General features: G+C 60.3%; 21 protein-coding genes. 8 read left to right on the top strand and 13 right to left on the bottom strand.

Annotated elements, in window-relative coordinates; all coding sequences use genetic code 11:
• Positions 1-24: 24 nt before the first annotated feature.
• The 10 genes from BM186_RS09595 to tssB all read right to left on the bottom strand — a co-directional run bounded on the left by BM186_RS09595 (position 25) and on the right by tssB (position 10,281).
• A complete protein-coding gene (locus BM186_RS09595) occupies positions 25-402 on the bottom strand; it encodes a hypothetical protein (protein WP_064494761.1) in 378 nt (125 codons plus the stop codon).
• An 8-nt stretch (positions 403-410) separates the two neighbouring features.
• Positions 411-1,037 carry a DNA/RNA non-specific endonuclease gene (locus tag BM186_RS09600; protein WP_074914929.1) on the bottom strand — a complete coding sequence of 209 codons (627 nt, stop codon included), beginning with the start codon at positions 1,035-1,037 and terminating at the stop codon, positions 411-413.
• Positions 1,038-1,165: 128 nt separating this feature from the next.
• The gene (locus BM186_RS26270; RefSeq protein ID WP_122983564.1) at positions 1,166-1,789 is read right to left on the bottom strand and encodes a YopT-type cysteine protease domain-containing protein; all 624 of its coding nucleotides are present in this window, start codon (positions 1,787-1,789) and stop codon (positions 1,166-1,168) included.
• 40 nt (positions 1,790-1,829) lie between these two features.
• On the bottom strand, positions 1,830-4,379 hold the full coding sequence (tssH, locus tag BM186_RS09605; protein WP_074914930.1) for a type VI secretion system ATPase TssH: 2,550 nt from the start codon (positions 4,377-4,379) through the stop codon (positions 1,830-1,832).
• On the bottom strand, positions 4,379-5,398 hold the full coding sequence (gene tssG / locus BM186_RS09610; RefSeq protein ID WP_074914932.1) for a type VI secretion system baseplate subunit TssG: 1,020 nt from the start codon (positions 5,396-5,398) through the stop codon (positions 4,379-4,381). Before tssG ends, tssH begins: the two co-directional genes overlap by 1 nt.
• Positions 5,362-7,149: a type VI secretion system baseplate subunit TssF gene (gene tssF, locus BM186_RS09615; protein ID WP_074914934.1), complete on the bottom strand. Its 1,788-nt coding sequence runs from the start codon at positions 7,147-7,149 to the stop codon at positions 5,362-5,364. The genes tssG and tssF overlap by 37 nt, the downstream gene beginning before the upstream one ends.
• On the bottom strand, positions 7,133-7,573 hold the full coding sequence (gene tssE / locus BM186_RS09620; RefSeq protein ID WP_074914936.1) for a type VI secretion system baseplate subunit TssE: 441 nt from the start codon (positions 7,571-7,573) through the stop codon (positions 7,133-7,135). The genes tssF and tssE overlap by 17 nt, the downstream gene beginning before the upstream one ends.
• A gap of 20 nt (positions 7,574-7,593) precedes the next feature.
• Positions 7,594-8,097, bottom strand: coding sequence for an Hcp family type VI secretion system effector (locus tag BM186_RS09625; protein WP_017676971.1), 504 nt, complete (start codon positions 8,095-8,097; stop codon positions 7,594-7,596).
• 82 nt (positions 8,098-8,179) lie between these two features.
• A complete protein-coding gene (gene tssC / locus BM186_RS09630; RefSeq protein ID WP_017676970.1) occupies positions 8,180-9,658 on the bottom strand; it encodes a type VI secretion system contractile sheath large subunit in 1,479 nt (492 codons plus the stop codon).
• A gap of 29 nt (positions 9,659-9,687) precedes the next feature.
• Positions 9,688-10,281: a type VI secretion system contractile sheath small subunit gene (gene tssB, locus BM186_RS09635; protein WP_017676969.1), complete on the bottom strand. Its 594-nt coding sequence runs from the start codon at positions 10,279-10,281 to the stop codon at positions 9,688-9,690.
• Positions 10,282-10,490: 209 nt separating this feature from the next.
• On the opposite strand from tssB, the gene BM186_RS09640 reads away from it, so the two are divergent.
• From BM186_RS09640 to tssA, 5 genes are read left to right on the top strand one after another with little or no spacing between them, the layout of a single operon-like run.
• Positions 10,491-10,961: a type VI secretion protein gene (locus BM186_RS09640; RefSeq protein WP_074914938.1), complete on the top strand. Its 471-nt coding sequence runs from the start codon at positions 10,491-10,493 to the stop codon at positions 10,959-10,961.
• A 53-nt stretch (positions 10,962-11,014) separates the two neighbouring features.
• Positions 11,015-12,340, top strand: coding sequence for a type VI secretion system baseplate subunit TssK (gene tssK / locus BM186_RS09645; RefSeq protein ID WP_072424063.1), 1,326 nt, complete (start codon positions 11,015-11,017; stop codon positions 12,338-12,340).
• Between the two features lie 30 nt (positions 12,341-12,370).
• Entirely contained in the window at positions 12,371-13,141 is a 771-nt protein-coding gene (locus BM186_RS09650) for a DotU family type IV/VI secretion system protein (protein ID WP_074914940.1), read from the top strand.
• Positions 13,138-16,962, top strand: coding sequence for a type VI secretion system protein (locus BM186_RS09655; RefSeq protein WP_074914942.1), 3,825 nt, complete (start codon positions 13,138-13,140; stop codon positions 16,960-16,962). The genes BM186_RS09650 and BM186_RS09655 overlap by 4 nt, the downstream gene beginning before the upstream one ends.
• Entirely contained in the window at positions 16,959-18,023 is a 1,065-nt protein-coding gene (gene tssA, locus BM186_RS09660; protein ID WP_074914944.1) for a type VI secretion system protein TssA, read from the top strand. The genes BM186_RS09655 and tssA overlap by 4 nt, the downstream gene beginning before the upstream one ends.
• Positions 18,024-18,454: 431 nt before the next feature.
• On the opposite strand, the gene BM186_RS09665 is transcribed toward tssA, so the two are convergent.
• Complete coding sequence (locus BM186_RS09665) at positions 18,455-18,721, bottom strand: helix-turn-helix domain-containing protein (protein WP_074914946.1); 267 nt, start codon at positions 18,719-18,721, stop codon at positions 18,455-18,457.
• Complete coding sequence (locus tag BM186_RS09670; RefSeq protein WP_074914948.1) at positions 18,722-20,047, bottom strand: type II toxin-antitoxin system HipA family toxin; 1,326 nt, start codon at positions 20,045-20,047, stop codon at positions 18,722-18,724. It lies immediately after the preceding gene.
• Positions 20,048-20,299: 252 nt separating this feature from the next.
• Here BM186_RS09670 and BM186_RS09675 point away from each other — a divergent pair, with 252 nt between their 5' ends.
• The 3 genes from BM186_RS09675 (at position 20,300) to efp (ending at position 22,364) form a co-directional block, all read left to right on the top strand.
• A complete protein-coding gene (locus tag BM186_RS09675; protein ID WP_074914950.1) occupies positions 20,300-20,506 on the top strand; it encodes a hypothetical protein in 207 nt (68 codons plus the stop codon).
• A 108-nt stretch (positions 20,507-20,614) separates the two neighbouring features.
• On the top strand, positions 20,615-21,757 hold the full coding sequence (gene earP / locus BM186_RS09680) for an elongation factor P maturation arginine rhamnosyltransferase EarP (RefSeq protein WP_074914952.1): 1,143 nt from the start codon (positions 20,615-20,617) through the stop codon (positions 21,755-21,757).
• Between the two features lie 34 nt (positions 21,758-21,791).
• Positions 21,792-22,364 (top strand): elongation factor P, encoded by a 573-nt coding sequence (gene efp / locus BM186_RS09685; RefSeq protein WP_074914953.1) that lies wholly within the window; start codon positions 21,792-21,794, stop codon positions 22,362-22,364.
• 94 nt (positions 22,365-22,458) lie between these two features.
• Here efp and BM186_RS09690 read toward each other — a convergent pair whose 3' ends face one another.
• Positions 22,459-23,421, bottom strand: a complete 963-nt coding sequence (locus BM186_RS09690) for a LysR family transcriptional regulator (protein ID WP_074915252.1) — start codon at positions 23,419-23,421, stop codon at positions 22,459-22,461.
• Between the last annotated feature and the right edge of the window lie 17 nt (positions 23,422-23,438).

Here is a 23,438-nt window from a genome sequence, read left to right on the forward strand (position 1 = left end):
GGATCTTATGTGGAAGGGTCGTTGCTAGGCATTGAGAAATGACAGCCCGGAACTCGAGCGGCCATGCTGGATCTTCATGACCTGCATCGGCGTTCCGTACGGACAACTCCAACCGTTGAGGGAGTCAGGCACCTTGGTCAGGTATTTCTTCTTGATTGCGACGAATACCATTGCTCGATCACGGCTATCCGTTTGTGCGCGAACCACACTGGATGTGAAAATCCAGTGGTCTTGCTTGTTAGGGCTGCTATTAGAGGCAATCCGAGGAGAGTGTGCCGCCGATTCCCGCATGTTGAACCGACCGACCTGGTTCATCTCGCAGGCCGCTATTAGCGTTACCACCCTATCAGGATGGCTGAGACGAATCTCATGTTCCAAGGTTGGGAAAATGTCGAATTGCATGATTGACCTCACGAAGCCCAGCAGCCTTGAGCAACATGCTTGGGGCTGCCTTCATGAAATTTGTACACGCCATTGAGAATGTACAGCGGCCCTGTTTCCCAACCTTCTCCATGTTCGTTCAAAACGCGGTAGATCAGCGGGTAGAACAGCTTTCCCGGCTCTTCGGCATAAAAGAAATCTATCCGTAGTGACTCCGGGCAGGGCATGGGACAGTACGGGTTGTTTGCTGCACCAGTTGTTGCCCCACCAGGAGCTATCTGTGCAGCCAAGTATCGGGATGGCTCGTATTGGGCTGTCACCTGATAAGTGAACTCTATACCGGGTCTCTTCCTGACGTAGTCATAAACCATCGCCTCGTATTCATACATGATCGGGTGGTTGGTTCCTTCGGTCAGTGTCACTAGGTTGCGCAAATCGGTGCCGCTTCCACCGAGCTTGTTGCCAATCAGATGGCCGCGCTGATGATGTTGCGGACACATGCCTGAAATGAAGCCCGGGGGCAGTAATGACTGATCCGGACCGGATCCCCCCGTCATGTTGGTCGACGTCAGTTTTGCCTTTGCATACAGCGGGACGGTTACGCTTGTCCCGTTTACGCTGATCGTGGTCGATTTATATTCAGGATCCAGTGGCATTGCTCGGAACACCTCACGGTCATGGTTATAAGATTCACCTGCTTGCTCTGATGAAATAAACAGATTGGCAAAGGGAAGGTAAACGAGAACTTTGATAAATCTGTTCTTTTTATCGCCCTTTTTGTTCTCTAGATTTTCCTGTACTCATATAGCGTGAAGTCGTTTATGTTTGCGTTGTTGTACAGGTTGTCTATCTCTGACATTGTGTCTATGCCAAGTTGGTTAGTTATTTCTTCTCTGAAAAGCCCTAGGTTTGGATCGAAGAAGTACGCTTTTCCTTTGTTGGGTGGCCATGAGACGCCTACGACATGGCCCCAGTTTTCTCCATTTTCAACGCCCCAAAACCCTAGAAGGAAGGTATCTCCTTTGTAGCAAGTGTTAAGGAGATTTTGAATGATGCCTGGAGCCTGGGTTCGGCACGCAACGGTTACATTTATTGCACTGCGACGTGCATCTCGTGTAAGCATGCTTGTTGTCAGGTTCTCATCTACTGCATAAAAATTCGCATATCCTGCTCCTTGAGTTAGTGAGTCGGATACTAAGTTGAAGCCTCTTTGAAGCGAAAAAAGTCTATGCATTGCCGGGAATTGTGTTGAAAAGAAGAGTTCTATATTTGCATAGTCTCTTTTTGCTTGAGCGGAACACCATTCGTGACAAAGCGCAAAACATATTCCAGCATCCATTTGTATATCAATTGTACTGCCGCTTCGGGTCCAAAGTTCCTGGTCTATTTCAAATATGGGGGTAAACATAATCTCTCCATATCTCTTTGTTATAGGCAACGTTTTTGCTTCACTCCAACACCCACTCCGCCAACTTCCCCGTCACCTGCGCCATAAGCACGTTTTCGATATCCCGCGCGCCCGCTGCGCTGCATTTGGCGAGCACCGCTTTCACGATGGCGGGGTCGAAGTCGAATTGCTTGCCGGTGGCGGCCTTGTAGCGCTCGCGCAGTTTTTCCAGTTTGGCCAGGACGATGCCTTCCAGCGTGGTTTCATCCAGTGGGCGGTAGGGCACGACGGTCATGCGGGCCAGGAAGGCGGGGCGGAAGGCCTGTAGAAGCACCTTGCGCAGGCGTTCGTTGAAGGCGTCGCTGCCAAGCTGGTCGGCGGGGGTGTCCAGCACCAGTTCGGCGCCGACGTTGCTGGTGGCGAGCATTACGGTGTTCTTGAAGTCCACCACCAGACCGGTGCCGTCTTCCATCACGCCCTTGTCGAAAACGTTGTAGAAGGCCTCCAGCACGTCGGGGTGGGCCTTTTCGATTTCGTCTAGCAGCACCACGGAGTAGGGGCGGCGGCGCACCGCTTCGGTAAGCACGCCGCCGCTGCCATAACCGACGTAGCCGGGCGGGGCGCCCTTGAGCTGGCTGACGGTGTGGGCCTCCTGGTACTCGGAGAGGTTGATGCTGATGAGGTTGCGTTCGCCACCGTAGAGGGCGTCGGCCAGGGCGTAGGCGGTTTCGGTCTTGCCGACGCCGGTAGGGCCCACCAGCAGGAACACGCCCACCGGCTTGGCCGGGTCGGTGAGTCCGGCACGGTAGGCCTGGATGCGCTGGGCGATGGTGCCCAGGGCGCTGTCCTGGCCCATGACCCGCTGCCCCAGGCGCTGGCCGAGGGTACGCACGGCATAGGCTTCGTCGGCGAGCATCTTGCCAATGGGGATGCCGGTCCAGCCGGCGATCACCGCCGCCACGGTGCGTGAATCCACTTGTTCGGGCACCAGCGGGTCGTCCTGGCGGATGGCGTCGAGGCCGGCCTCGAGCCGCGCCAGTTCGGCAGCCAGGTAGTCGCTGCGTTCATCCAGGGTTTCGTCGGGCTGGCTGGCATCGGCGCTTTCGCTCAAGGCCAGAAGTTCGCGGCGGGCCTCCAGCAATTCGCGCACGGCTTCGCGTTCTTCGCCCCAGCGGGTTTCCAGCTCGCGAATGGCGCTGCGGTTGCTGGCGGATTCCTGCTCCAGGACGGTGATGCGTTCGCGGTGGTCGAGGCCGGTGGTCTGTTCGCGGCGCAGGCGTTGCAGTTCTTCGCTCACCGCCACTTCGCGGTGGCGCAGGCTTTCCAGCGGTGGCGGCACGTCGTGTTGGCCGAGGGAGACGCGGGCGCAGGCGGTGTCGAGCACGCTGATGGCTTTGTCCGGCAACTGGCGGCCGGAGATGTAGCGATGGGAGAGCTTGACCGCGTCCTGAATGGCGCTGTCGAGCACCTGCACGCCATGGTGCTGCTCCAGCTTGGCAGCAACGCCACGCAGCATTTCCACGGCGGTGGCTTCGTCAGGTTCTTCCACTTGCACCAGTTGGAAGCGACGGGCCAGGGCGGGATCCTTTTCGAAGTATTTCTTGTATTCCAGCCAGGTGGTGGCGGCCAGGGTGCGTAGTTCGCCACGAGCCAGGGCCGGTTTGAGCAGGTTGGCGGCGTCGCTGCCACCTTCGCTGCCGCCAGCGCCGATCAGGGTGTGTGCTTCGTCGATGAACAGGATGATTGGCTGCTCGCTGCCTCGCACCGCATCGATCACGCCCTTGAGGCGTTGCTCGAACTCGCCCTTGACCCCAGCACCGGCCTGCAACAGGCCGAGGTCGAGTACACGGAGGATGACGTTCTGCAGCGGCGGTGGCACGTCGCCGGCGGCTATTCGCATGGCCAGACCCTCGACCACGGCGGTCTTGCCGACACCGGGAGCGCCCACCAGGATCGGGTTGTTCTGTCGCCGACGCAGAAGTATGTCGATGCTCTGACGGATCTCCCCGTCGCGCCCGACTATGGGGTCGATGCGACCGGCGCGGGCGTCGGCGGTGAGGTCCTGGGTGTACTGGTCGAGCACGCTATCCTGCGAGGCTTCCTGGGCTAGGCGGGCCTTCCCGGCCGGGCCGGGGCCGCCGCTGTATTCGCGGGAGGCCTGCGTCCATTCCAGGAGGTTGGCGCGCAGGGCTTCACGCGGGATGCGCAGTAGCGAAGAGGCGCTGTTGAGCAGCAGGCTACGGCGCTCGTCGCGGTCGAGCAGGGCGAGCAGCAGCAGGCCGGAGCGGATGCTGGCCTGGCCCTGCACGCTGGCCTGCACCACGGCGTCTTCGAGCAGGCCGATGGTCTGGGCGGAGAGGGCTGGGGTGCGGGTACTGCCGGCCTTGAACAGTTCCAGGGCGCGGTTAATTTCGGTGGCCAGGCTGTCGCGCTCCAGGCCGAAGCGCGGCAGCAACCAGGCGAAATCGCCGCCTTCTATGTCGAGCAACTCGAGCAGCAGGTGCTCGATCTCCACGTAATGGTGAGTGCGTTGTAGGCAGCGCTGCGCGGCGCGTTCAAGCGCACGGCGGCTGTCGGCGTTGAGGCGACCGATCAGCGCGGCGAGTTCCATCAGGGCATCTCCTTGAACCGCAGGCGGGTGTCGATGCGTTGCAGGGAGCTGCCGGCGGCCAGGTGCAGCCCGCCGCTCCAGCGTAGGCGCGGCGGTTGGCGGCGATCCAGGCGCAGCGGCGCGCTGGGCCTCACCAACAGGCGCAGGTGGCAGTCCATGTCGGGGCCGAGGTAGAGCCCTGCGAAGTCGGCAAGCCGCTGGTGCTGCGCGCCGCCGGGTAGGTAGGTGTTGGCCTGCTCGGTGTTTAGCGGGCCGAGGGTGAGACGGATGCCAGCATGCTCATCCCAGACCCGGGTGCCGGCGATGGCGTCGCGGCCCAGACCGAGGTTGCGCCCGCCGCGTTGTAGACGACTGCGGCTGGCTGGCGGGATATCCCGCCAGGTGCCCTGATAGGCCTCGTAGTCCACTGCCACGCCGAAGTGGTGGCGCACCAGCACGGCAAAGCCAGCCAGGGAGCGGCGCGGGCCGTTGAATAGCGCCGCGCGGGCGGTCAGGGCTGCGTCCGGCAGGTCCATGCGTTGCTGCAGGCTGTGCGGCAGCAGACCGGCCAGAGCCAGGAGTGGCTGGTGGACGGGGGCCCGCTCGGGTGGCTGGAAGCCGAGGGCCAGGCGATGACGACTCAGCACCCGGTAGAGCTGAGCGAGCAGTCGGTTGTGGAACAGGTCGAGGAATTCCGCCGGGGCGTGGTCCTTGTGGCGGGCTCGCTGCTGCAGCCATTCCTGGTAGGCATAGGGCAGGGGGCCGTCTGGGCCACCGAGGCCGAATACGGCGGTGCTCAGCACCGGCGGCTGCCCCTGTTGTTCCTCCAGGCGTTCCACCTGGCTGGCGGCGAAGGTCGGCGTGAGTGGCCCGCGCAGGCGCAGGGCTTCGTCGTCCGGGCTGCTACCCTGACCCAGCGGCGTGGCATCGGGGCGTTCGCGCTCCAGCAGCAACAGGGCCTGGAGGAACTCGAAGGCTTGGGGCTTTTCACGCAGGCGCCGGCTCAGAGGCTTAGGGGCTTGCCGGCCTGGGGCTGCCATGTCCGGATCTCCTTGTCGGCGTCTACCAGCACCGTACGCACGAAGCGGTTGGGCGTGGCGTAAAGGGAGAAGAACTGCGCCAGTACGGCGGAGAACAGCACAGCGCTGGTGCCGGCGAAATGCTGTGGGTCGAGGCGGATGCGCACCTCTAGGCCGTTGCGCCAGCCGCGCCAGGCATCTTCGCCAACCCTCGCCACCACGCGCTCGCAGGTCAGTTCCACTAGGCCTTCCACCTGTCGTCTTGGCCCTGCTTCGTCCCGCAGGTTGTGCAGGTGCAGCAGTTCGCGCAGCGCTTCAAGTGCTTTCGGGCCTTCCACAAGCGATAGGTGATTGAGGCTCAACTGGGACACCAGTCGCCAGCGCGAGGGGCCGGACAGACACGGCAGGCTCTGCGGTGTTGGCGGGGTCAGCAGGCTGGCCAGCGCCACCGGGCCGGGGCGCTCGAAGCCCAGGCGGGTGCCGGCGGCTAGATTCTCGGCAAGGTGCCGGTTGGTACAAAGTAGCTCGGCGGTGAGGCTGTATTCGGGGGCGTCGTGCAACGGGTCGAAAGCGGTGTCCACCAGGCTGAGCAGCAGGTCGCTACCGGGCCGCGTCGGATTCAGGCCCTGGACGCGACGGGCATGCCAGTACAGACCTTCGCCGGTGTGGCTGTGGCCGTAGTAGTCCGGTACACGGCGCACGCCCTGTGGGGTAGCGGCGCGCAGGGCGCGGATGCTGTGGATCTCCACGCTGTTCTCGCGGTGGGCGTCGGCCACCAGTCGATACTCGCTGCGGGTGCCGTCCGGGCGCAAGGGCTCAGAAGTGCGCGGGAACAGGTTGATTGCCGGCGCGCAGCCCAGGCGCAGTTCGCTGGCCTGCAGGTGCGGCCTGCCCAGCGGGGCGCGGTCGAAGGCGATCAGCACCTGGCAGTCACGTCCGCCATCGATCGGTGGCAGCAGCGGCAGATCGAAGAAGGCGAACTTGTCGGGGAAGGCGAAGTACTCTGCCAGCAGGCGCAGGCCGGGATGTTGGCCATCTTCGTCAGGCAGCAGCGCCTGGTGGTCGCCGAAGCCCACCGGGACTAAATCGCCAGGCACTGCTTGCAGCGGGGCTTCTGGCGCGCCGCTCCACACCCCGAGGCCGTGGGCAGCGAGTAGGTCATAGAGGGTGGCGTTCGTCATCGGTGAAGCGGCGAGGTGAATCCGCAGGCGGCGAACCGGTAGCTCCGCCCAGTCGAATTCGCCCAGGCATTCCAGCGTCAGGCGCAGTGCCGAGCGTGCGCGTGGGTGGCCGGAGAAGGCCACGGCGGCGTCGCCATCCAGCAGAGTCGCCTCGCGGATGCGCAGCGGCCAGAGCACCGCCTCGGCGCTGGTTCGCAGGTGCACGCTGGCACCGTCTCGGGTGGTGACGAAAAGTGGTGTGTCACGAGGCAGGGTATAACCCTCGGCGAGGTTGCCCTGAGTCGGGTCCGGCTCGAACTGTACGATGCTGCAGGAGGGAATGGGTCTCAGGGCCAGTGGGTAGAGTTGCTCCAGCAGGGCGTCGCTAAATTCGGCGTAGTCATCGTCGAGACGCCGGTGGAGCCGTGCGCTAAGAAGCGCGAAGCCCTCCAGCAGTCGTTCGACGTGGGGGTCCGGGCATTCGTCCGGGGCCAGCTCCAGACGTCGCGCCACTTTAGGGTAGCGCTGGGCAAAACCGGCACCGGCATGGCGTAGCCACGTGAGTTCGCGTTGGTAGTAGTCCAGCAGATCGGCATCAATCGAGTCGCTCATGGCGTACCTCTAGACCGTCGTCGCCGGGGGCGAGGAGGAACAACACAGGCCAGGAGCGGCGGCCACTGCGTAGGCGCCCGGCCAGGCGGATGCCGAGGCGCTGGGGTTGGTCGGGCAGCGCCTCGACATCGATCTCGCTCAACTGCAGGCGTGGTTCAAAGTACTGGATGGCGGCGCGTAGTTCTCGCAGCAGAAGACGGCGGTCATCGACCCGCAGGGCTTGCAGGGCAGTCCAATCGGCGATGCCATAGTCGAGCAGCGTCAGCGGCCGGCCGGGCGCTCGTCGGGGGCGACGAGTGTTGAGCAGGCGCGCCAACTCCAGGCGGACGGACTCGGCCAGTGCGTTGCGGTCGTAGTCCGGTGCCTCGTCCAACTGGGTGGAGAGGCGCTCGAACAGGGGAGGTAGCAGTCCGCTGTGCGGCATTGAGCGGTGGTGTCCTTAACTTAGCTGGACTTGACGAGCTTGTTGGCGGCCAGGTCCCAGGTGGAGGCGGCGGTGCCTTCCTTGGTGCCATCGTCCTTCTGCGCGGTGAGTTCCCATTTAATCTTGGTAAAGTTCAGCGACAGGGTTTCCACCGGCTTACCGCCCGCACCACCACTGACGCTGACGTTGGAAAGCACCACGTTATCGAGGGTGTAGATGATGAACGGCAGCAGCTTGCCGTCGCCTTCGGCGGCGTTGCGGCCGATGGTGATCTTGGCTGTGGTGATGGGTTTGCCGGCACAGCAGTATTCGTTGAGCGAGGGGGTGGCGGTATCGACGAACTTGGTGACGGTGAACTCGCCGATGTGCGGTTTACCGGAGGTGCGCTCAGAGTTGCTGACATCGTTGGTGACCTGCATTGCCACGTTGTGGCTGTAGGACATCAACTCGATCTTGTCGGTGTAGCCCTCGAGCAGGCTGTCGCCTTTGATGTCGTCGCCGAGGTCGAGAATGATGGCATCCATCGCGGATAACTCCTGGGTCTGGAAACAGAGTGGATCGTGATGTGGGCGAGCCCCCGCCGAAACGGCCGGCGGGGGCGTCGGGTCAGGCCGCTACAGGCGGCGGTAGGCTGGCCACCAGACGGATCGACGCGGTCAGCTCCTCCAGCTGGAAATGCGGGCGCAGGAACACCGTGGCGCGGTAGACGCCTGGCTTGCCGGCGACTTCCGAGACGTCCACGCGTGCTTCGCGTAGGGGGTACTGGGCCTTGATCTCCTGGGGCGCGTTGTCGTTGATCAACACGTAGTCCGCGATCCAGTTGTTGAGGTAGGTCTGCACGTTGTCGCGAGTCATGAAGCTGCCCACCTTGTCGCGCATGATCACCTTCAGGTAGTGGGCGAAGCGCGATGCTGCCAGCACATAGGGCAACATGGCCGAGATGCGGGCGTTGGCGTTGGCTTCGTTGGTGTTGTAGAGCCTGGCCTTGTTGGTGGTCTGACCGCCGAAGAACACTGCCATGTCGGTGTTCTTCTTGTGGCACAGAGAGATGAAACCGAGGTCGTTGAGTTCCTTCTCGCGGCGATCGGTGATCGCCACTTCGGTCGGGCACTTCAGCGACAGGTCGCCAGACAGGGTGCGGAAGGTGTGTGCCGGCAGGCCCTCCACCGCTCCACCGCCTTCGGCGCCACGGATAGCCGCGCACCAGCCATACTTGGCGAAGGCGCTGGTGATGCGCTGTGCCAGCAGCCAGGCGGCATTACCCCAGAGGTACTTGGAGTGGTCGGTGCCGTTGACGTCCTCGACGTAGTCCATGCCCTCCACCGGATTGGTGTCCGGACCATAGGGCAGGCGCAGGAGGAAGTTCGGCAGCACGAGTGAGACGTAGCGCGAATCCTCGCTCTCGCGGAAGCTGCGCCACTTGATCAGCTCCAGGCTCTCGAAGATCTTGCTGAGGTCGCGAGGCACGGCCAGCTCGGTGAAGCTGTTCATGTCGAACAATTTAGGGTTGGCGGCGGCGATGAATGGCGCGTGGGCAGCGGCTGCGACGTTGGAGAGTTTTTCTAGCAGGGCGACGTCTTGTGGATGGCGGCCGAATGCATAGTCGCCCACTAGCAGACTGAATGGGTGTCCACCGAAGGTGCCGTATTCCTCTTCATAGATCTTCTTGAACAGCGAGCTCTGGTCGAATTCGACGGCCTTCTCCAGATCGTTCTGCAATTCCTTCTGAGTGACGTTGAGCAGGCGCAGCTTCAGGCGGCTGCTGGTCTCCGTTTGGTCCACCAGCATGTGCAAGCCTCGCCAGGAGGCCTCCAGCTTCTGCATGTCAGGATGGTGCAGAACCTCGTTGAGCTGGTCGCTGATCAGCTTGTCGATTTGGCTGATGCGGTCGTTGATCATGGCCACGGTGTCCTTGTCGATGGCCATGCCTTCGTCAAGCACCTGAGTGGCGAATTCCGCGAGCATGTCGCGGGCATAGTCCTGCTGGCTTTCGTCGTGGGCCATTCGGCCCTCGGCAATGATTCGGTCGAGTAGAGTCAGGGTCTGGGTCGTGCTCTCGCTGGAAGCACCGGCTTTGGTGGCCATTACGTCATCTCCGGGTGTTCAAGGGGCGCTCAGGCCTGGGGTTCGGTCGGTGCTTCACCGTCGTCGGAAGCAGGGGTATCGACTGGTGCTTCGACGTCGGCGGTGCCTGCGGCTTGGGCTGGAGATTCGCTCTCTGGGCGTGAGGACTTGATCTCCTGCAGGCCTTCGGTATTGCTCACTACGTCCTGCAACAGTTTGTCGAGGTCATCGTTGCCGTCGAGCTTGGTAAGCAAGTCACGCAAACGCTGGCGTGCCTCATACAAGCGGCGCAGTGGCGTGATTTGATTGACGATGTTGACTGGGTCGAAGTCGTCGAAGTGGCGGAAGCGCAGTTCAACGTTGAGCTTGCTGCCGTCGCCGCTGATGGTGTTTTCCACCTGCAAAGTGCTGCGCGGTTCGATGGAGGCGAGTACTTCGTTGAAGTTGTCGCGGTCGATCTCGGTGAAGCGGCGGTCGATCAGCTTGGGCAACGGTGTTTCGGGTTTGCCGGAGAGGTCAGCGAGGATACCGACCACGAGAGGCAGTTCCTTTTTTTCGATCGCGTTACCGATTTCGACGTCGTAGGTGATCTGGACCCGTGGCGGACGGATCCGATCCAGCTTGTGTTGCGTGCTCTCAGCCATGTTGGTTGGGCTCCGGGGCAGTACCTGGAGCGCAATGCAGCGGAAGGATCCTATGCTCGCACTCCCTTGCTGGACCGCTACTGCAACGGGGTAGCCGAAAACCGAGCCCGTCCTTGACGATCCATCCACATCCGTCATGAGGACGAACTTTCATAGACGCTAGATCAGGTCTATAAATTTGCAAATGTGAAATTCAAGGTGAAGTCTTCATGACACAGGGACGTTTGATTTCCTGTTTTCCTGCTCTACTGCTGCTCCTAATTCTCATGCTGACCGGATGTGGTTTTCGGGGCGAGAGGATCGGACTGGATAGCCTGACGCTCGATGTAGCAGAGCGCGCCAATGACGACACGCCTATCGCTGTGGACTTCGTTGCGGTGCACGATCCAGACCTGCTCAAACTGCTGTCCGAGATTCCTTCCAGACAGTGGTTCACCGAGCGAGATCAGTACCGCCGTGACTATCGGCAACTGTTTTCGGTGTGGAGTCTGGAGCTGGTGCCCGGCCAATTTCGCGACGTTCGCGACTTCCCTTTCTCTGGTGACCAGGCTGCTGGACTTTTGGTATTCGCCGGCTATAACACTCCTGGTGCGCACCGTTTGCGCCTGAGCGAATCAGGCCGTGTGTGGCTTCGCTTCGATAGCAGGGAAATGCGTCTGCTGACGGATCGGGATCGCTAACCAGTTGCGCACGCTGCGTGCATGCCAAACAGCGGATGTCGAAGGGGAGTGGTATGAAGGTGTTGCCGGACGCAGTCTGCTGGCACGAGGGCATGCAACTGTTGCCTCAGCATTTCCAACTGCAGGGGATACGCGCTGAGGTTATCGCTGCGCTCTGCGCCAGAGCCGGCAATCCTTGGTTCTGGGGGGTGGCCGAATTGGAGGTCGACCCTGCCGCACTGAGTACCGGCCTGGTGCGTATCCAGTCCCTTGAGGCGATCCTGCCAGATGGCTTGCCCGTCAGTGTGCAACCGGGTGGCGGCAAGGTTCTTGAGTTCGATGTGGGACCTGCTGTGGCAGCTTCAGCCAATGCCAGCGTGACTGTCTACCTGGCAGTCAACCCTCTTGGCCGCAGCGGCCAGGTACTGCCCCTCAACGGACGATTGCAATCACATCTCGCAGAGGCGGTACCTGATCTTGCCAGCGGCGAGCATCCAGAGCCGATTCTCGTCTGGCGCCCCAATCTACGCTTGGTGACTGATAGCGACAGGGCTGATTCGATTTGTCTACCCCTGTTGCGGATCTCCAACGAGGGTGGTGGATTCGTCAGGCAACCCTACGTGCCACCGATGGGATTGATCCTGCCCGAGTCTGACCTGGGTCAGATGGTCTCTGCGCTATGCGCAAGGGGGCGCGAAAAATGCCTGTTCCTCGCCGGACGGTTGCGCCAAGCCGAGCAAGCGGGAAATCGTGATGATGCGCAGGAGCTCAGACGGCAATTGACGGCGCTGTGGGCCCGTCTCCCGGAAGTTGAAGTCGCTTTGAACAGTCGAGCGGCTACTCCAGCGAATCTGCATGGCTTACTGGCCGGGTTGGCAGGAGCTTGGAGTGCATTAGATCCATTGAACGGCGTGCCAGCATTCGCACCTCTTGATTTTCTCGAACTCAAGCGAGGCTTCGACGAAGTAATCGAGTGGCTGCACCGGAACCTGGACAGCATCCGCGTCGGTTACCGTTGCTTGGTATTCGAGCATTCCGAGCAAGGGTTCTCGATTGATTTGCCAGATATCCAGACAGGTCGTCAGCGCCTTGTCGTGGGGCTGCGCATGCCGGCGGGCACTGGGCAGGAAGCTGCGCGGGCATGGCTGGGGCAGGCAGTGATCGCCTCGCGACAACACGTACCGACACTCGTACAGCAGCGCATGAGCGGTCTGCCTCACCAGCCCATGAACCGCCACGAACGAGCCGCGTACGGTGTGGGTGAGGAAACTCACCTTTTTCTGATTCAGGCTTCCGGTGACTGGTTCGATCCGGAGCAACCACTTTGCCTGGCGGTTACCTCTCAGAGGGTGAGTTCAAGTCCCTGGCAGGTTCTTCTATTTACGACCGATAGCCACTGAAATCAGCCTTCCCAAGCCAAGGATGCATAGATGTCGCAAAGGAGCGTTTCTCTTTACCCCCCAGAGTTCGGAGAGGCACCTCTGAGCCAGGCTTTTCGGGAAGCCTGGATCGAATGGCGAGAGGTTTGGGATGGTGTGGCAGGACTGAGCAACCCTGGCAACGAACAGATCGAACGCATGGCAGAGGCCACGATCCTCGTGGTTCGCCGTCTCTGGCGCAGCGCATTCGCCAGTGTCGGCGCATCCTCCTCGAGCCAGGTCAAGGCGATGGTCTATGCATTCGTCGCCCTGGTTGATGAACGGCTCTTGTTCGATGCCTGGCCAGGCAGGTCGGCATGGCAGCCACGTCCGCTTGAAATTCGCTTGTATGGTTCGCGCAATGCAGGTGAGCGACTGCCACGTGCCATTCACAAGCTACTCAAGGAGCGGGCTCCGGCCTCTCGTGATCTGGCTAACGTCTACCTCCAGTGCTTGATTCTTGGCTTCTATGGCGGCTTGCGTAGCGACCGCGGTCGGGCACTGCATGCGCGCTGGCGGCATGCACTTTTCACCTTCGCCTGGCAACGTGAGCCAGCGGTGAATGGCGCGATGAGCAGCCTGGCGCGGCCGAGCCGTGCTGCGCCTTTACGTCTACCCATGAGGCGAGTGCTGCCAGATGGTATGCGCCTGGGACTGGCTATCTGCGGGTTGCTGGTGGTTCTGAGCACGGTCGGACACTGGATGTGGAGTGACATTCAGTCGGAGCTGACCCCCTTGATGCATCTGATCACCATGGACGACGGTGGGAGCCCGGTTGAATGAGCGCTCTCGCGATCGTTCTCAGCGTGGTAGGTATTCTCCTGCTGCTTGTAGCCCTGGCTGCTTTGTTCTGGTGGTTGCGTACTCAATCCGGTATGGCGATTCGTAGCTTCTATGCCGCGGTACGCAGGATGGAACAGGAACAGGGGATCGAGTCGCGCTATCAGGTTCCCTGGCTGATGCTGCTCGGCGATCCGCGGGAGGGTAGCCAGCTTTGTAGCGATTGGCAGCTCACGCCTGTTGGACGTCCGGCCTGGTTCGGCCGGTGGTGGGCCGACCAGGATGGCGCCGTACTGGTGGTGCCTCAAGGCGTATTCCTGCCCGGCGATGGCAGTACTGCCTCCACCTTCGTCTGGCGTCGTCTGCTCAGTATGCTGCTTAGGCTGCGTGGCCAGCGTCCTTTGGATGGCGTGATCTGGAATATCCCACTTGGCCAGTTGCAGGACGGAGCCCAGAGTGCAGCCGACGTGGTTATTCTGCGCCGTCGCTTTGGTGAGTTGCTTCAGCGTCTTGGCCTGGGTCTTCCGGTGTATGTCCTGATTACGGGCTTCGAGGAAATGCCGGGGTTTCAGGAGCTGGTAGCCGCACTTCCTGAAGAAGGCCGTGAGCGTCTGTTGGGGTGGTCATCATCCTATGGGCTGGATGCCGGCTGGCAGAGTTATTGGCTCGATGATGCGCTGGAATCTGTAGTTCAAAGCTTGCAGGCAGCCATCATTGAGGTCGGTACTTTGAAAGGCGAGTTAGCTGAGGATTTATATCGCCTGCCTGATCTGTTGCTGGCTCTCAAGGGCAACCTGCGTAATTTGCTGGAGCCCGTTTTTCAGGGCAATGCCCAAGGCGAGGCTCCAAGATTACGCGGCCTCTACCTGGGGGCCTCACAGGTACGTGAAGAATCGAATGCTGAGCAGCTCTATCCTAGTGAGCTGCCTTCGATGCAAGGGGCATTCACTCAGTTGCTCTGGCGGCAGCGGCTGCTAGCCGAACAGGGGTTGGCACAGGCTCTTCCGCGTGTGCTGCGCCTACGTCAACGTTGGCAGAAAACGGTGGGTGGCGTTGCTGCGGTACTGGCTCTCTGCTGGCTGGTGGGCATGCTGTGGGTATGGCAGGCAAGACAGCAGGATGCACGTGAGTTGAGTCGCTTATTGGAGGAGGTGCATGCCGGCCATGTGAGCTTGCGAGCCCCCGAGCGTCGTCAGGAGCAAGCCCGGCTCAATGTTCAGGGGTTCTGGGTGCTGCTGCAGCGAGCGCCCCGCTGGCATTTTTCATCGTTGGTCTACCCCACCTCCTGGGGATCTTCGCTGGATACCCAGATGGACCTGCTATTGCGTGGTATGGCTCGCCGCGAGGCGCTGGTGCCACTGCAGCAACTGCAGGAGTACCAGCTCAAGACGTTGCTGGATATCCGCAACGAGCAACGTCGCCCGGATGTCGAAAGCGCCCAGCCGGATCAGTGGCCGAACTATGTGAAGGCTCGCACCTTGGCTGAGGGCGTTGTAAGCCTGGAGCGGCACAATCGTCTGCTCAACGATACCCTAAGCGGCCAGGAGGGCTTTATCGAGTCACTGACTCAACTCAGCAACGATGCACTGGGACTTAGTCTCGACCCCTCTAGCTTGGCCCGGAGATCCTTTTACGACCAGACCTTGCGGAGCCTTGCTGCACCTGGACTGCGCCCCGTGGATCTGGAGCCCAATCGCAGGCAACTCTCTGGACAGTTTCAAACGTTGATGAAGTTTTGGCTGGCGCAGTACTTCCTGGCAGGGAACTTCGTTACGCCTGCCGGTTATCTCAAAAGGAACCTGAACGATCTGGAATATGGCAGGGATACCTCGCTGAACAAGCTTGAGGAAATCAACAGCCTTATCGGGCATCTCGAGGATCTGATCATTCTTACTAACTCCGCATGGAGCCATAGTAGTGGTGAGGAGTTGGTGCCGGGTTACCGCGACCTGATGAACGATGTGAAGCAGAGCCGACTTCTGGGACCAAGCGTTGAAGCCTCCGTTACGCTCGAGGCTGAGCAACTGCGCAAAGGTTTCCACAGTCAATGGATCGAGGGTGCCGCTAGTCGCGACAACCTCCTGCAGCGGCAGGCTGGCGGAACGCTGGTTTTGCAGGAGCACATCAGCAAACTGTCGAGGAGTATCAATGATCTGCTCAAGCGAGATTTTGCAGTAAGCGCAATGCGCCGCACGGATAGCGCCGTTGATACTCGTGGGGTGATCAATTTGACCGAGCAGCAAATGGCTCAGGCACTGGTTTACCAGCAAAGCTACCAGAGCTTTGTGGCTCAGGAGTTGGCGCAAATCTCGCCGGCGTATCGTCCCGGCATGCTCAAGGCTGCTGAACAAGCCGCCGCTATCGCCATGTGGTCAGAGCTGACCTCATCAGGTGGACGCTATATCTACGGATCTTCGGAGAGCCGGTTCAATGTCTCTGTCGAAAAGGCCATGGAGGTCATCCAAGCTTTGGCGGCTCTTGGACGTGCCGATTTGGCCAATACTCTTCAATCCCAGTTGACCTTGCGTGCCATGGCGGATGTAGATGCCGTACTCGCTGACATCGACAGCTTGCCACTGTTCACCGAACGCTACCCGGTGTCCGATTGGGATGGTAAGCCCGATCTGGGACTCAAGTTGTTCCGGGCCACCGATGTGCAGGATCTGAAAGCATCATTATCTCGACAGTTCGCGGAGATCAGTACCAGCATCGACAGGGTCAGACCCGAACTTACGTGGCTGAGGACACAGACAGATTTGCCCCTGTCCCTGCAAGACAAGGTGTCGAGGCTTGGCTCGATAATGGATGAAATGCAGAAGTACAAAGCGCAGAACCCCACCAGCGCACCTGCGTTGTTCGAGCAACTGGTGACCAGGGACCTGGTGGAAGTGGACGTCGACAACTGCCTGCAGGTGCTGTCAACAGCCAGTCTGCCACAGGGCGATGGCGATCTGGCCCGATATACCCGTGGTATTACTGATCAAGTGCACAAGCGCTGTAGTCAGCTGCAGATACAGGGCGCAGAACAGGCGTGGAGCGCACTGGCGGATTATTTCAACCAGTATTTGGCAGGACGTTTTCCGTTCTCATATAGCCTGGAAAATGGCGATGCTGACCCTGCGCGCGTCAAACACCTGCTGGAGTTGATCGATACTCATCTGGAGGTCGCTGAGAAGGGGCTTGTGTTAGCGCCGCCAGGTAACCGTCTGGCGGCTGAAGATTTCCTCTCTCGGATGAGACAGGCCAGAAGCTGGCTTGGCCCAATGTTCATACGCGACAAATCCGGGACAATTGGCGTGGAGCTTGAAGTGCGTTGGCGAACGGATCGCGAAGACGAGTGGGGCGCCGATCAGGTAATCGCTTGGACCTTGAATGGAGCGGGGCACCAGATCAGTCATCCTGGCGAGTCTGGCCAGCGCCTGCACTGGAACGTTGGTGATCCGCTGCAGCTCGTGTTGCGCTGGGCGCGCGACAGCAGCCAACGGCCCGTGATAGATCCGTTGCAACCAAGCATGGCCGTAAATGGCCTTGAAGCGGGTTGGGAGTATCGTGGCCCTTGGGCTTTGCTGCGTATGATGCGCTCGCACGTGGTACCCCAACGTCTGCCGAACATGGACTACACGGACTTTCCTCTCACCTTGCAGGTTCCTGTTCGGGGAACGCTGGATGCCAGCCCGCAGGCTCAAATGTTCATTCGCCTGTCACTGCTTGGTCAGGGCAGCAAGCTACCCCTGTCAATCCAGCCTCTACCTGTCGCCGCACCCAGTTCGCCATTCTCCAGCTTCCAGCTCCAGGCTTTGCGAAGTGAGGTGATGGAACCATGACATCCGCGTCTATCGAACAGTATCTGGAACCCATTCCCGGTGACACCGTTTGCGGCCCCACTCTGCGTTACGAGGGCGCTTGGGATCGCCTGCGAGAACTACGGCGTGAGGATGATGCGAGTCTGCCAACCGGTGTCTGGCAAAGCGACCTCAAGCGCGGGGACTGGGCCGCATTGGAGGCGTTGGCAGGTGATCTACTGCGAGGTCGCAGCAAGGATCTGATGATTGCCGTTTGGCTGGGCGAAGCCTGGATACATCGCCGCGGGCTCGCCGGGGTGAGTGCTGCACTGGAGTTGCTGACAGGGTTATGCGAACGCTATCCGGATACTCTGCATCCGCAGCCAGAGGAAGGTGACCGTAGCTGGCGTGTCTTTCCCCTGGAGTGGATGGTTCGTCAATACAGCGCCACTTTGCTGATCCAGACGCCGCTCTTTGGCATCGATGCGCAAGAGTTCGCGCACGTGACCCTGCACGACTGGCTGCAGTTGCAGCAACGTCAGGTGCAAATGAGTGACAGCAAGCAGGACAAGATCGCGGCAGAAACGGCCCGACTGGAATATCACAAGCTACATGAAAGGCTCAGGCAGACACCAACGAGTCATTTCATCACTGCTGATGTTGAGCTGCAGGCCGCTCTCGCGGCTCTTGAACGGCTGGAAAACTGGAGTGACGGCTGGCTGGCTGAGTTGGCCCCCAGCTTCAGTGCCCTGCGTCAGACACTGACCAACCTACGTGCTCAGATCGAGGAGTTCGTTCCGATGTCAGAACACATCCCTTTAATCGAGCCAGAGATCGTTGCCGTAACGGACGGGCCGACTGCCGAGCCCTCTACACCTTCGCTGCCTATGGTTGGTATGCCCAGCAGTCGTGAGCAGGCTTATCGCCAGCTTGCGCAGATCGCCGACTACCTCGCCAGAACCGAGCCACATAGCCCGGTGCCATATGTCATTCGTCGGGCCGTGGAGTGGGGCAACCAGCCGCTTGGCGAGTTGCTGGACGAATTGATCAGCGCCGATGCCGAATCCAGGCGGCTATGGAAGCTGCTTGGGGTGCTTAAGTAAAGCGGTCTCAGGCTCGGTATGTTCGCCGAAGTGCTGGTGGAGGAATTTACCCCGTTAGCACGGGCGTATCTAAGTAATGGCTAGCAGCCGAGTTTCAGAGATCCCGGATCCCATTCCCATGGGAAGATGTGATTTCCGTTCGCTTACTCCAATCCTCTATTGGCTCAGCTCTGAGTAGAACCGAAAGTAGTCAATCCGGCGCAGAGAAAAGGTTCCGCAATTCGATAGAGCCCCTTGAAATTCGCGGTCTGTAGCGAATCTTAGTTGTGATTTTTGTGGAAAAGCATTTTTAAGTCTCTGTTTTTATTGGAATTGTTATGAGACTTAAACTCCGCCGTCATACAGGTTTGAGTCCCGTCCCAGCACCATCAATAAAACCTTCCATCGAACCGTCTGGGCTGTCGCTACCCCTCAGGCTCAAGCTGCATCTATTAACTTCGACTCTTCGGCACAATGCCAACTTGCATCCCAAATGGATTGAACACGCTATTGAGGGTCTGCACGGTTGGATTCGACTCGTCATGTTCCAATTGACGAAGGGCGCGCAGGGAAAGTTTGCACATCTGTGCGAAACGGGCCTGCTGCAATCCGGTGATTTCCTTGCGGAATTTGCGCACGGCCTGGCCGATGGTCAATTCGCCCGATGCCAGTTGGGTCTGTATTTCAGTCAGAATACGGTTGCGCTCGATGATATCCATTCAGATGAGCTCCCATCGGTTGAGTCTTTGATGAAGGGTGCGCAGCGCAATACGCGGATGATTCATCGTGGAGTTTGGCAACCCTTGATCGCTCAGCAGGTCGGGAAGGGCCAGGAAGTCTAGTGCTGCGCCTCTGAGTCTTTCATAAAGAACATCTGCGTCGGTCCATTGCGCTAGTGCGGCGCAGGCTTGGCGCCAGTTGACCTCGCCGGCAATCTCTATGGATTGAGGCCATTTTGTAGTGCGAGTGACGCCTTCATCATCCATCACCATGGGCGCAAGGTCGTAGATAGGGGCGAGTTTCAGCCCCGTGCGGTTGCGCAAAATTGAGGTATTGCGGCCGTGGTTGTCCGAGTTGCCAAGGATCTGGTTGAGTAAGTCTCGCTGTAGATACTCAAAGATCATGTCGCCAACTTGCGCGCCTTGCCCCGTCTTCTGCCACAGCCGGACCAAGTGATTCAGGGCGTCGGTATGCAGCAGGTAGCTGCCCGGCACGGTTACTCCTGCGAGTGAGTACAGGGATTCCATTGCGCTGCGTTCTACGCCTGTGGCGCTGAGATGGCGATCAAAGCGATGCATCCACAGACTAGGCTTGCGGCCTTCCTCTAGCGCCAGGCCTTCTGCGGGTACCGTATCCAGGCCAAGCCGTTGAATGGCTCTGTAGTAGCAGAACTCGCTACGCAGGATATCTTGGTCGGTCTGCCTGGCCTGGTTTCGCGCGAACTTTACAAACCAGTGGCGGGTTGCAGACTCATCCGGCAAAGCCGCATCTGGGTGCAGGGCACCCTCCCGGTCTTCAGTCAGCAATAATTTGGGCGCTTCGCCACCTGCGCCTGTGGCACCACCGATGGCCGCACCCTGTTCGTAGGCGTATTCGAGAAAACGGGCGTCGCGGTTGATTACATCCTCGCGAGAGAAGCCTAACAGCGGGCTTTCCTGAAGCGCTGCTGCTGCCTCCTTGATACGCAGGTTTCCCACCGGCGCTGGTGCGCACCGACTTAGCAAAAATAGATCCAGTCCAAGATTCTCGGGCTTTTGGTCACCCAGGCGCTGGAGAAGGAAGCGCCTTGCTGCTCCAGCGGGCAGTATGTCGTGCAGGAAGGCAGGCGCTTCGCTTGCTCGATGGGATTCCCAGTCCAACGGCACTGTGACGCTAACTGCATGCTCAAGGCGGCTGCCAATGTGCTCCAGTGTTTCAAGCAGATATGCCTGCTCATAGCCAAAAGAACACGCCCCCGCCAGACCCGCCTCGGGCTGCTCGAAGTTGAGATGCATGGCGTCATGCCAAGCGTGGCCACTGTACAGTTGCAGGGTGAGAGAGTGCATATGGACTCCGGCACTTTAATGCCGTTTAGACTAGTAGCTTTTGCGAATAAAGGCAATAAAATGCCTTAAATTGCCCTGGGATTGGGTTTTAAAGGCACTCTAATGCCTATCTTGCGCGTGGCGCAGTTTGTGCCGCCTGCGCTTCCGCCATTGGCAATATCCATGGTCACTATCGAGAGCACTGATTTCTGTCTAGAGCGGCATCGGCCTAATGTTGAGTCCAACAAAGATTGAGTTGGCTTGGAGGTCATGATGTCCCGTATCGATGTGGTTTCCCTGGTTGGTAGTGCCGTACCGGCTGAGCTCAGGTCCGATGGTCATATGGCGTGCTGGCTGGTGATGGTGGATGGCCAGCCCAAAGCCGGCCCTTTCGCTTCCCGTGAGGCTGCGCTGGCTTGCCAGGCGGTCTGGCTACTCAGCAGTGCCATTCGTCGTGAGGGCGATACGCTGCTGGCCTGATTCACTGTTTTACCCCGCGCTCGCTCCAGCGCTCCTCTTGGCCCGCCTCTGGCGGGCTTTTTCTTGCTCGCCGGTTAGAATGGCGATCATTTTCCGAAGGGGCGCAGTGTGGCCAGGTGGGACATCTTCTGCAGCGTAGTGGACAACTACGGTGATATCGGCGTGACCTGGCGGCTGGCCCGGCAACTGGCGGCCGAGCAGGGACATGCGGTGCGTCTATGGGTCGACGAGCTGGGTGCATTCGTACGCCTGTGCCCCGAGGCCAGCGTCGATGCTGACTGCCAGCGCTGGAGCGGTGTCGAGGTGCGCCAGTGGCGTGAGCCGTTCCCCTCGGTGGAACCAGCCGAGGTGGTGATCGAGGCCTTCGCCTGTCAGTTGCCGCCTGCCTATATCGAAGCGATGGCGGCCAGCGGTACGCGCCGTTTGTGGCTGAACTTGGAATACCTCAGTGCCGAGGATTGGGTCGCTGGTTGTCATGGCTTGCCATCGCCGCAGCCTGGAGGCCTGCAGAAATTCTTCTTCTTTCCTGGGTTCGTGGAGGGCACGGGCGGTTTGCTGCGCGAGGCCGATCTGCTGGCGCGGCGGCGCACCTTTCAAGCTGACGGGCAGGCGCAGCAGGCTTTCCTGCAGTCACTCGGCGTGGCACATGAAGCGGGGGGGCGGCTCATATCGCTGTTCGCCTACGAGAACGCAGGTCTGGCGGGATGGCTGGATGCACTGGCAGCCGATCCACTGCCGACGCAACTGCTGGTGCCGCAGGGCAAGATTCTCGCTGACCTGCAGGTCTGGCTTGGCGGGGAGCTACTGGCGCCGGGTGATCACGGCCGGCGCGGTAATCTGCTGATCCATGTGCTGCCCTTCGTTGCCCAGGATGACTACGATCGCCTGCTGTGGTGCTGCGACTTCAATGCGGTACGCGGTGAGGATTCCTTCGTCCGCGCGCAATGGGCGGGGCGGCCGTTGCTCTGGCACATCTACCCGCAGGAGGAGCGGGCGCACTGGGACAAACTCGAGGCGTTTCTGGCGATTTATAACGCCGATCTGATGCCTGAAGCCGCTGCTGTTCAGGCTGAATGCTGGCGGGCATGGAATAGCGGTGAAGGGATGGAAACGGCCTGGCCTGCGCTTCTCGAGGCTTGGCCAGTACTGCAGCGACATGCCGAGCAGTGGTGCGATCAGCAGGCCGCTCGGGCGGATCTTGCCACGACGCTGGAACAGTTTTACCTAAATTGGCTATCATACGCGGCCTAGATTTCTGTACCTCCCGCATATTTCGGATATCCGCATGAAAACTGCACAAGAAATGAGAGTCAACAGCGTGGCCCTGATCGATGGCCAGCCGTGGCTGATCCAGAAGGCCGAGTTCACCAAGTCCGGTCGTAACAGCGCCATCGTCAAGATGAAGCTGAAGAACCTGCTCAACGGTTCCAAGACCGAGACCGTCTACAAAGCCGACGACAAGATGGAGCCGGTGATTCTCGAGCGCAAGGAAGTGAACCTGTCCTACATCAGCGGTGAGGACTACGTGTTCATGGACCCGGAGTACAACTCCTATGAGCTGCGTTCCGAAGATCTGGAAAGCGTTCTGCCGTTCATCGAAGAAGGCATGACCGACGTCTGCGAAGCCGTGTTTTTCGAAGGCAAGGTGATCTCCGTCGACCTGCCGACCACCATCGTGCGTCAGGTTGTCTACACCGAGAACGCTGCTCGTGGCGACACTTCCGGCAAGGTCATGAAGCCTGCCAAGCTGCGCAACGGTACCGAGATCAAGGTTGCCGAGTTCGTCGACATCGACGACTGGATCGAGATCGACACCCGCGACGGTTCCTACAAGGGCCGCACCCAGGCTCCGGCCTGAGCGTAAGCTGCACGAGAAACCCGGCCTAGGTGCCGGGTTTTTTGTGCCTGATTTTCAGGGCGCTATCGCGGCTGAAGCCGCTCCCACACAAGCCTTACTGCTGTGGGATGGCCAGGCTTGCCTGTAGCGCCTGGTCCCAGGGCGGCGGAAAGCCGAAGCGCTGCTTCAGAAAGCTCAGCAGCAAGCGGGTGCGTGGGCTGGCTTCACGCTCCAGACGCAGGGCGTAGATGCTCACCGGCTCGATGGCCGGAAGGCCCTGTTCGCAGAACAGTGGGATCAGCTCGCCACGTTGCAGATGCTCGCTGCTCATCCAGGTGGGCAGGTGGGCAACGCCAAGGCCGGCGAGGGCGCTGAACAGCAGGGTTTCGGCGTTGTTGCTGGTCTGGCGCAGGCGTTTGGGCTTGCACAGCTGCAGCTTACCGTCGACTTCGAAGCGCCAGGCGTAGGGTGGCGCCAGGCTGTCCCAGTCCAGGCCGTCGTGTTGTTCCAGCTCCAGCGGGCTGCGAGGAATGCCGCGTCGACGCAGATACTCCGGGCTGGCGCAGACGATGCGCGTCATCGATGCCAGCGGTGTGGCGACCAGGCGGCTATCGGGCAGGGGGCCAATACGCACGACGATATCCACCTCACCCAGGTGTTCGCCCTGCAGGTCGATGAAGCTGTCGATCAGGCGCAGTTGTACGTCCAGGCCAGGATTGGCGCGCAGGAACTCTGCAATCGCCGGGGCCAGGTGGCGACGACCGAAGGGCGAGGGGGCGTCGATACGGATCAGGCCTTCGGGTGCGCTGCTCAGTGAGACCGCTTCGGCGCGCGCCAGGTGCAGCTCGGCGAGGATGCGCCTGGCGCGCTCGGCGAACGCCAGACCGGCCGGAGTAACGCGCACCGCGTGGGTCGTGCGGTTGAACAGGCTGCTGCCCATAGCGCGCTCCAGGGCGTCGATGCGTCGTGCCACTGCCGAAGGCGTGAGCGGATGGCGCCTGGCCGCAGCGGAGAAGCTGCCGGTTTCCAGTACGTCGAGAAAGAGTTCCAGTTGGTCGGTCAGTGCATCGGGGTTCATGGCAGCCTGTTTGTGCG

This window comes from Ectopseudomonas toyotomiensis, from assembly GCF_900115695.1.
Taxonomy (GTDB): Bacteria; Pseudomonadota; Gammaproteobacteria; order Pseudomonadales; family Pseudomonadaceae; genus Aquipseudomonas; species Aquipseudomonas toyotomiensis.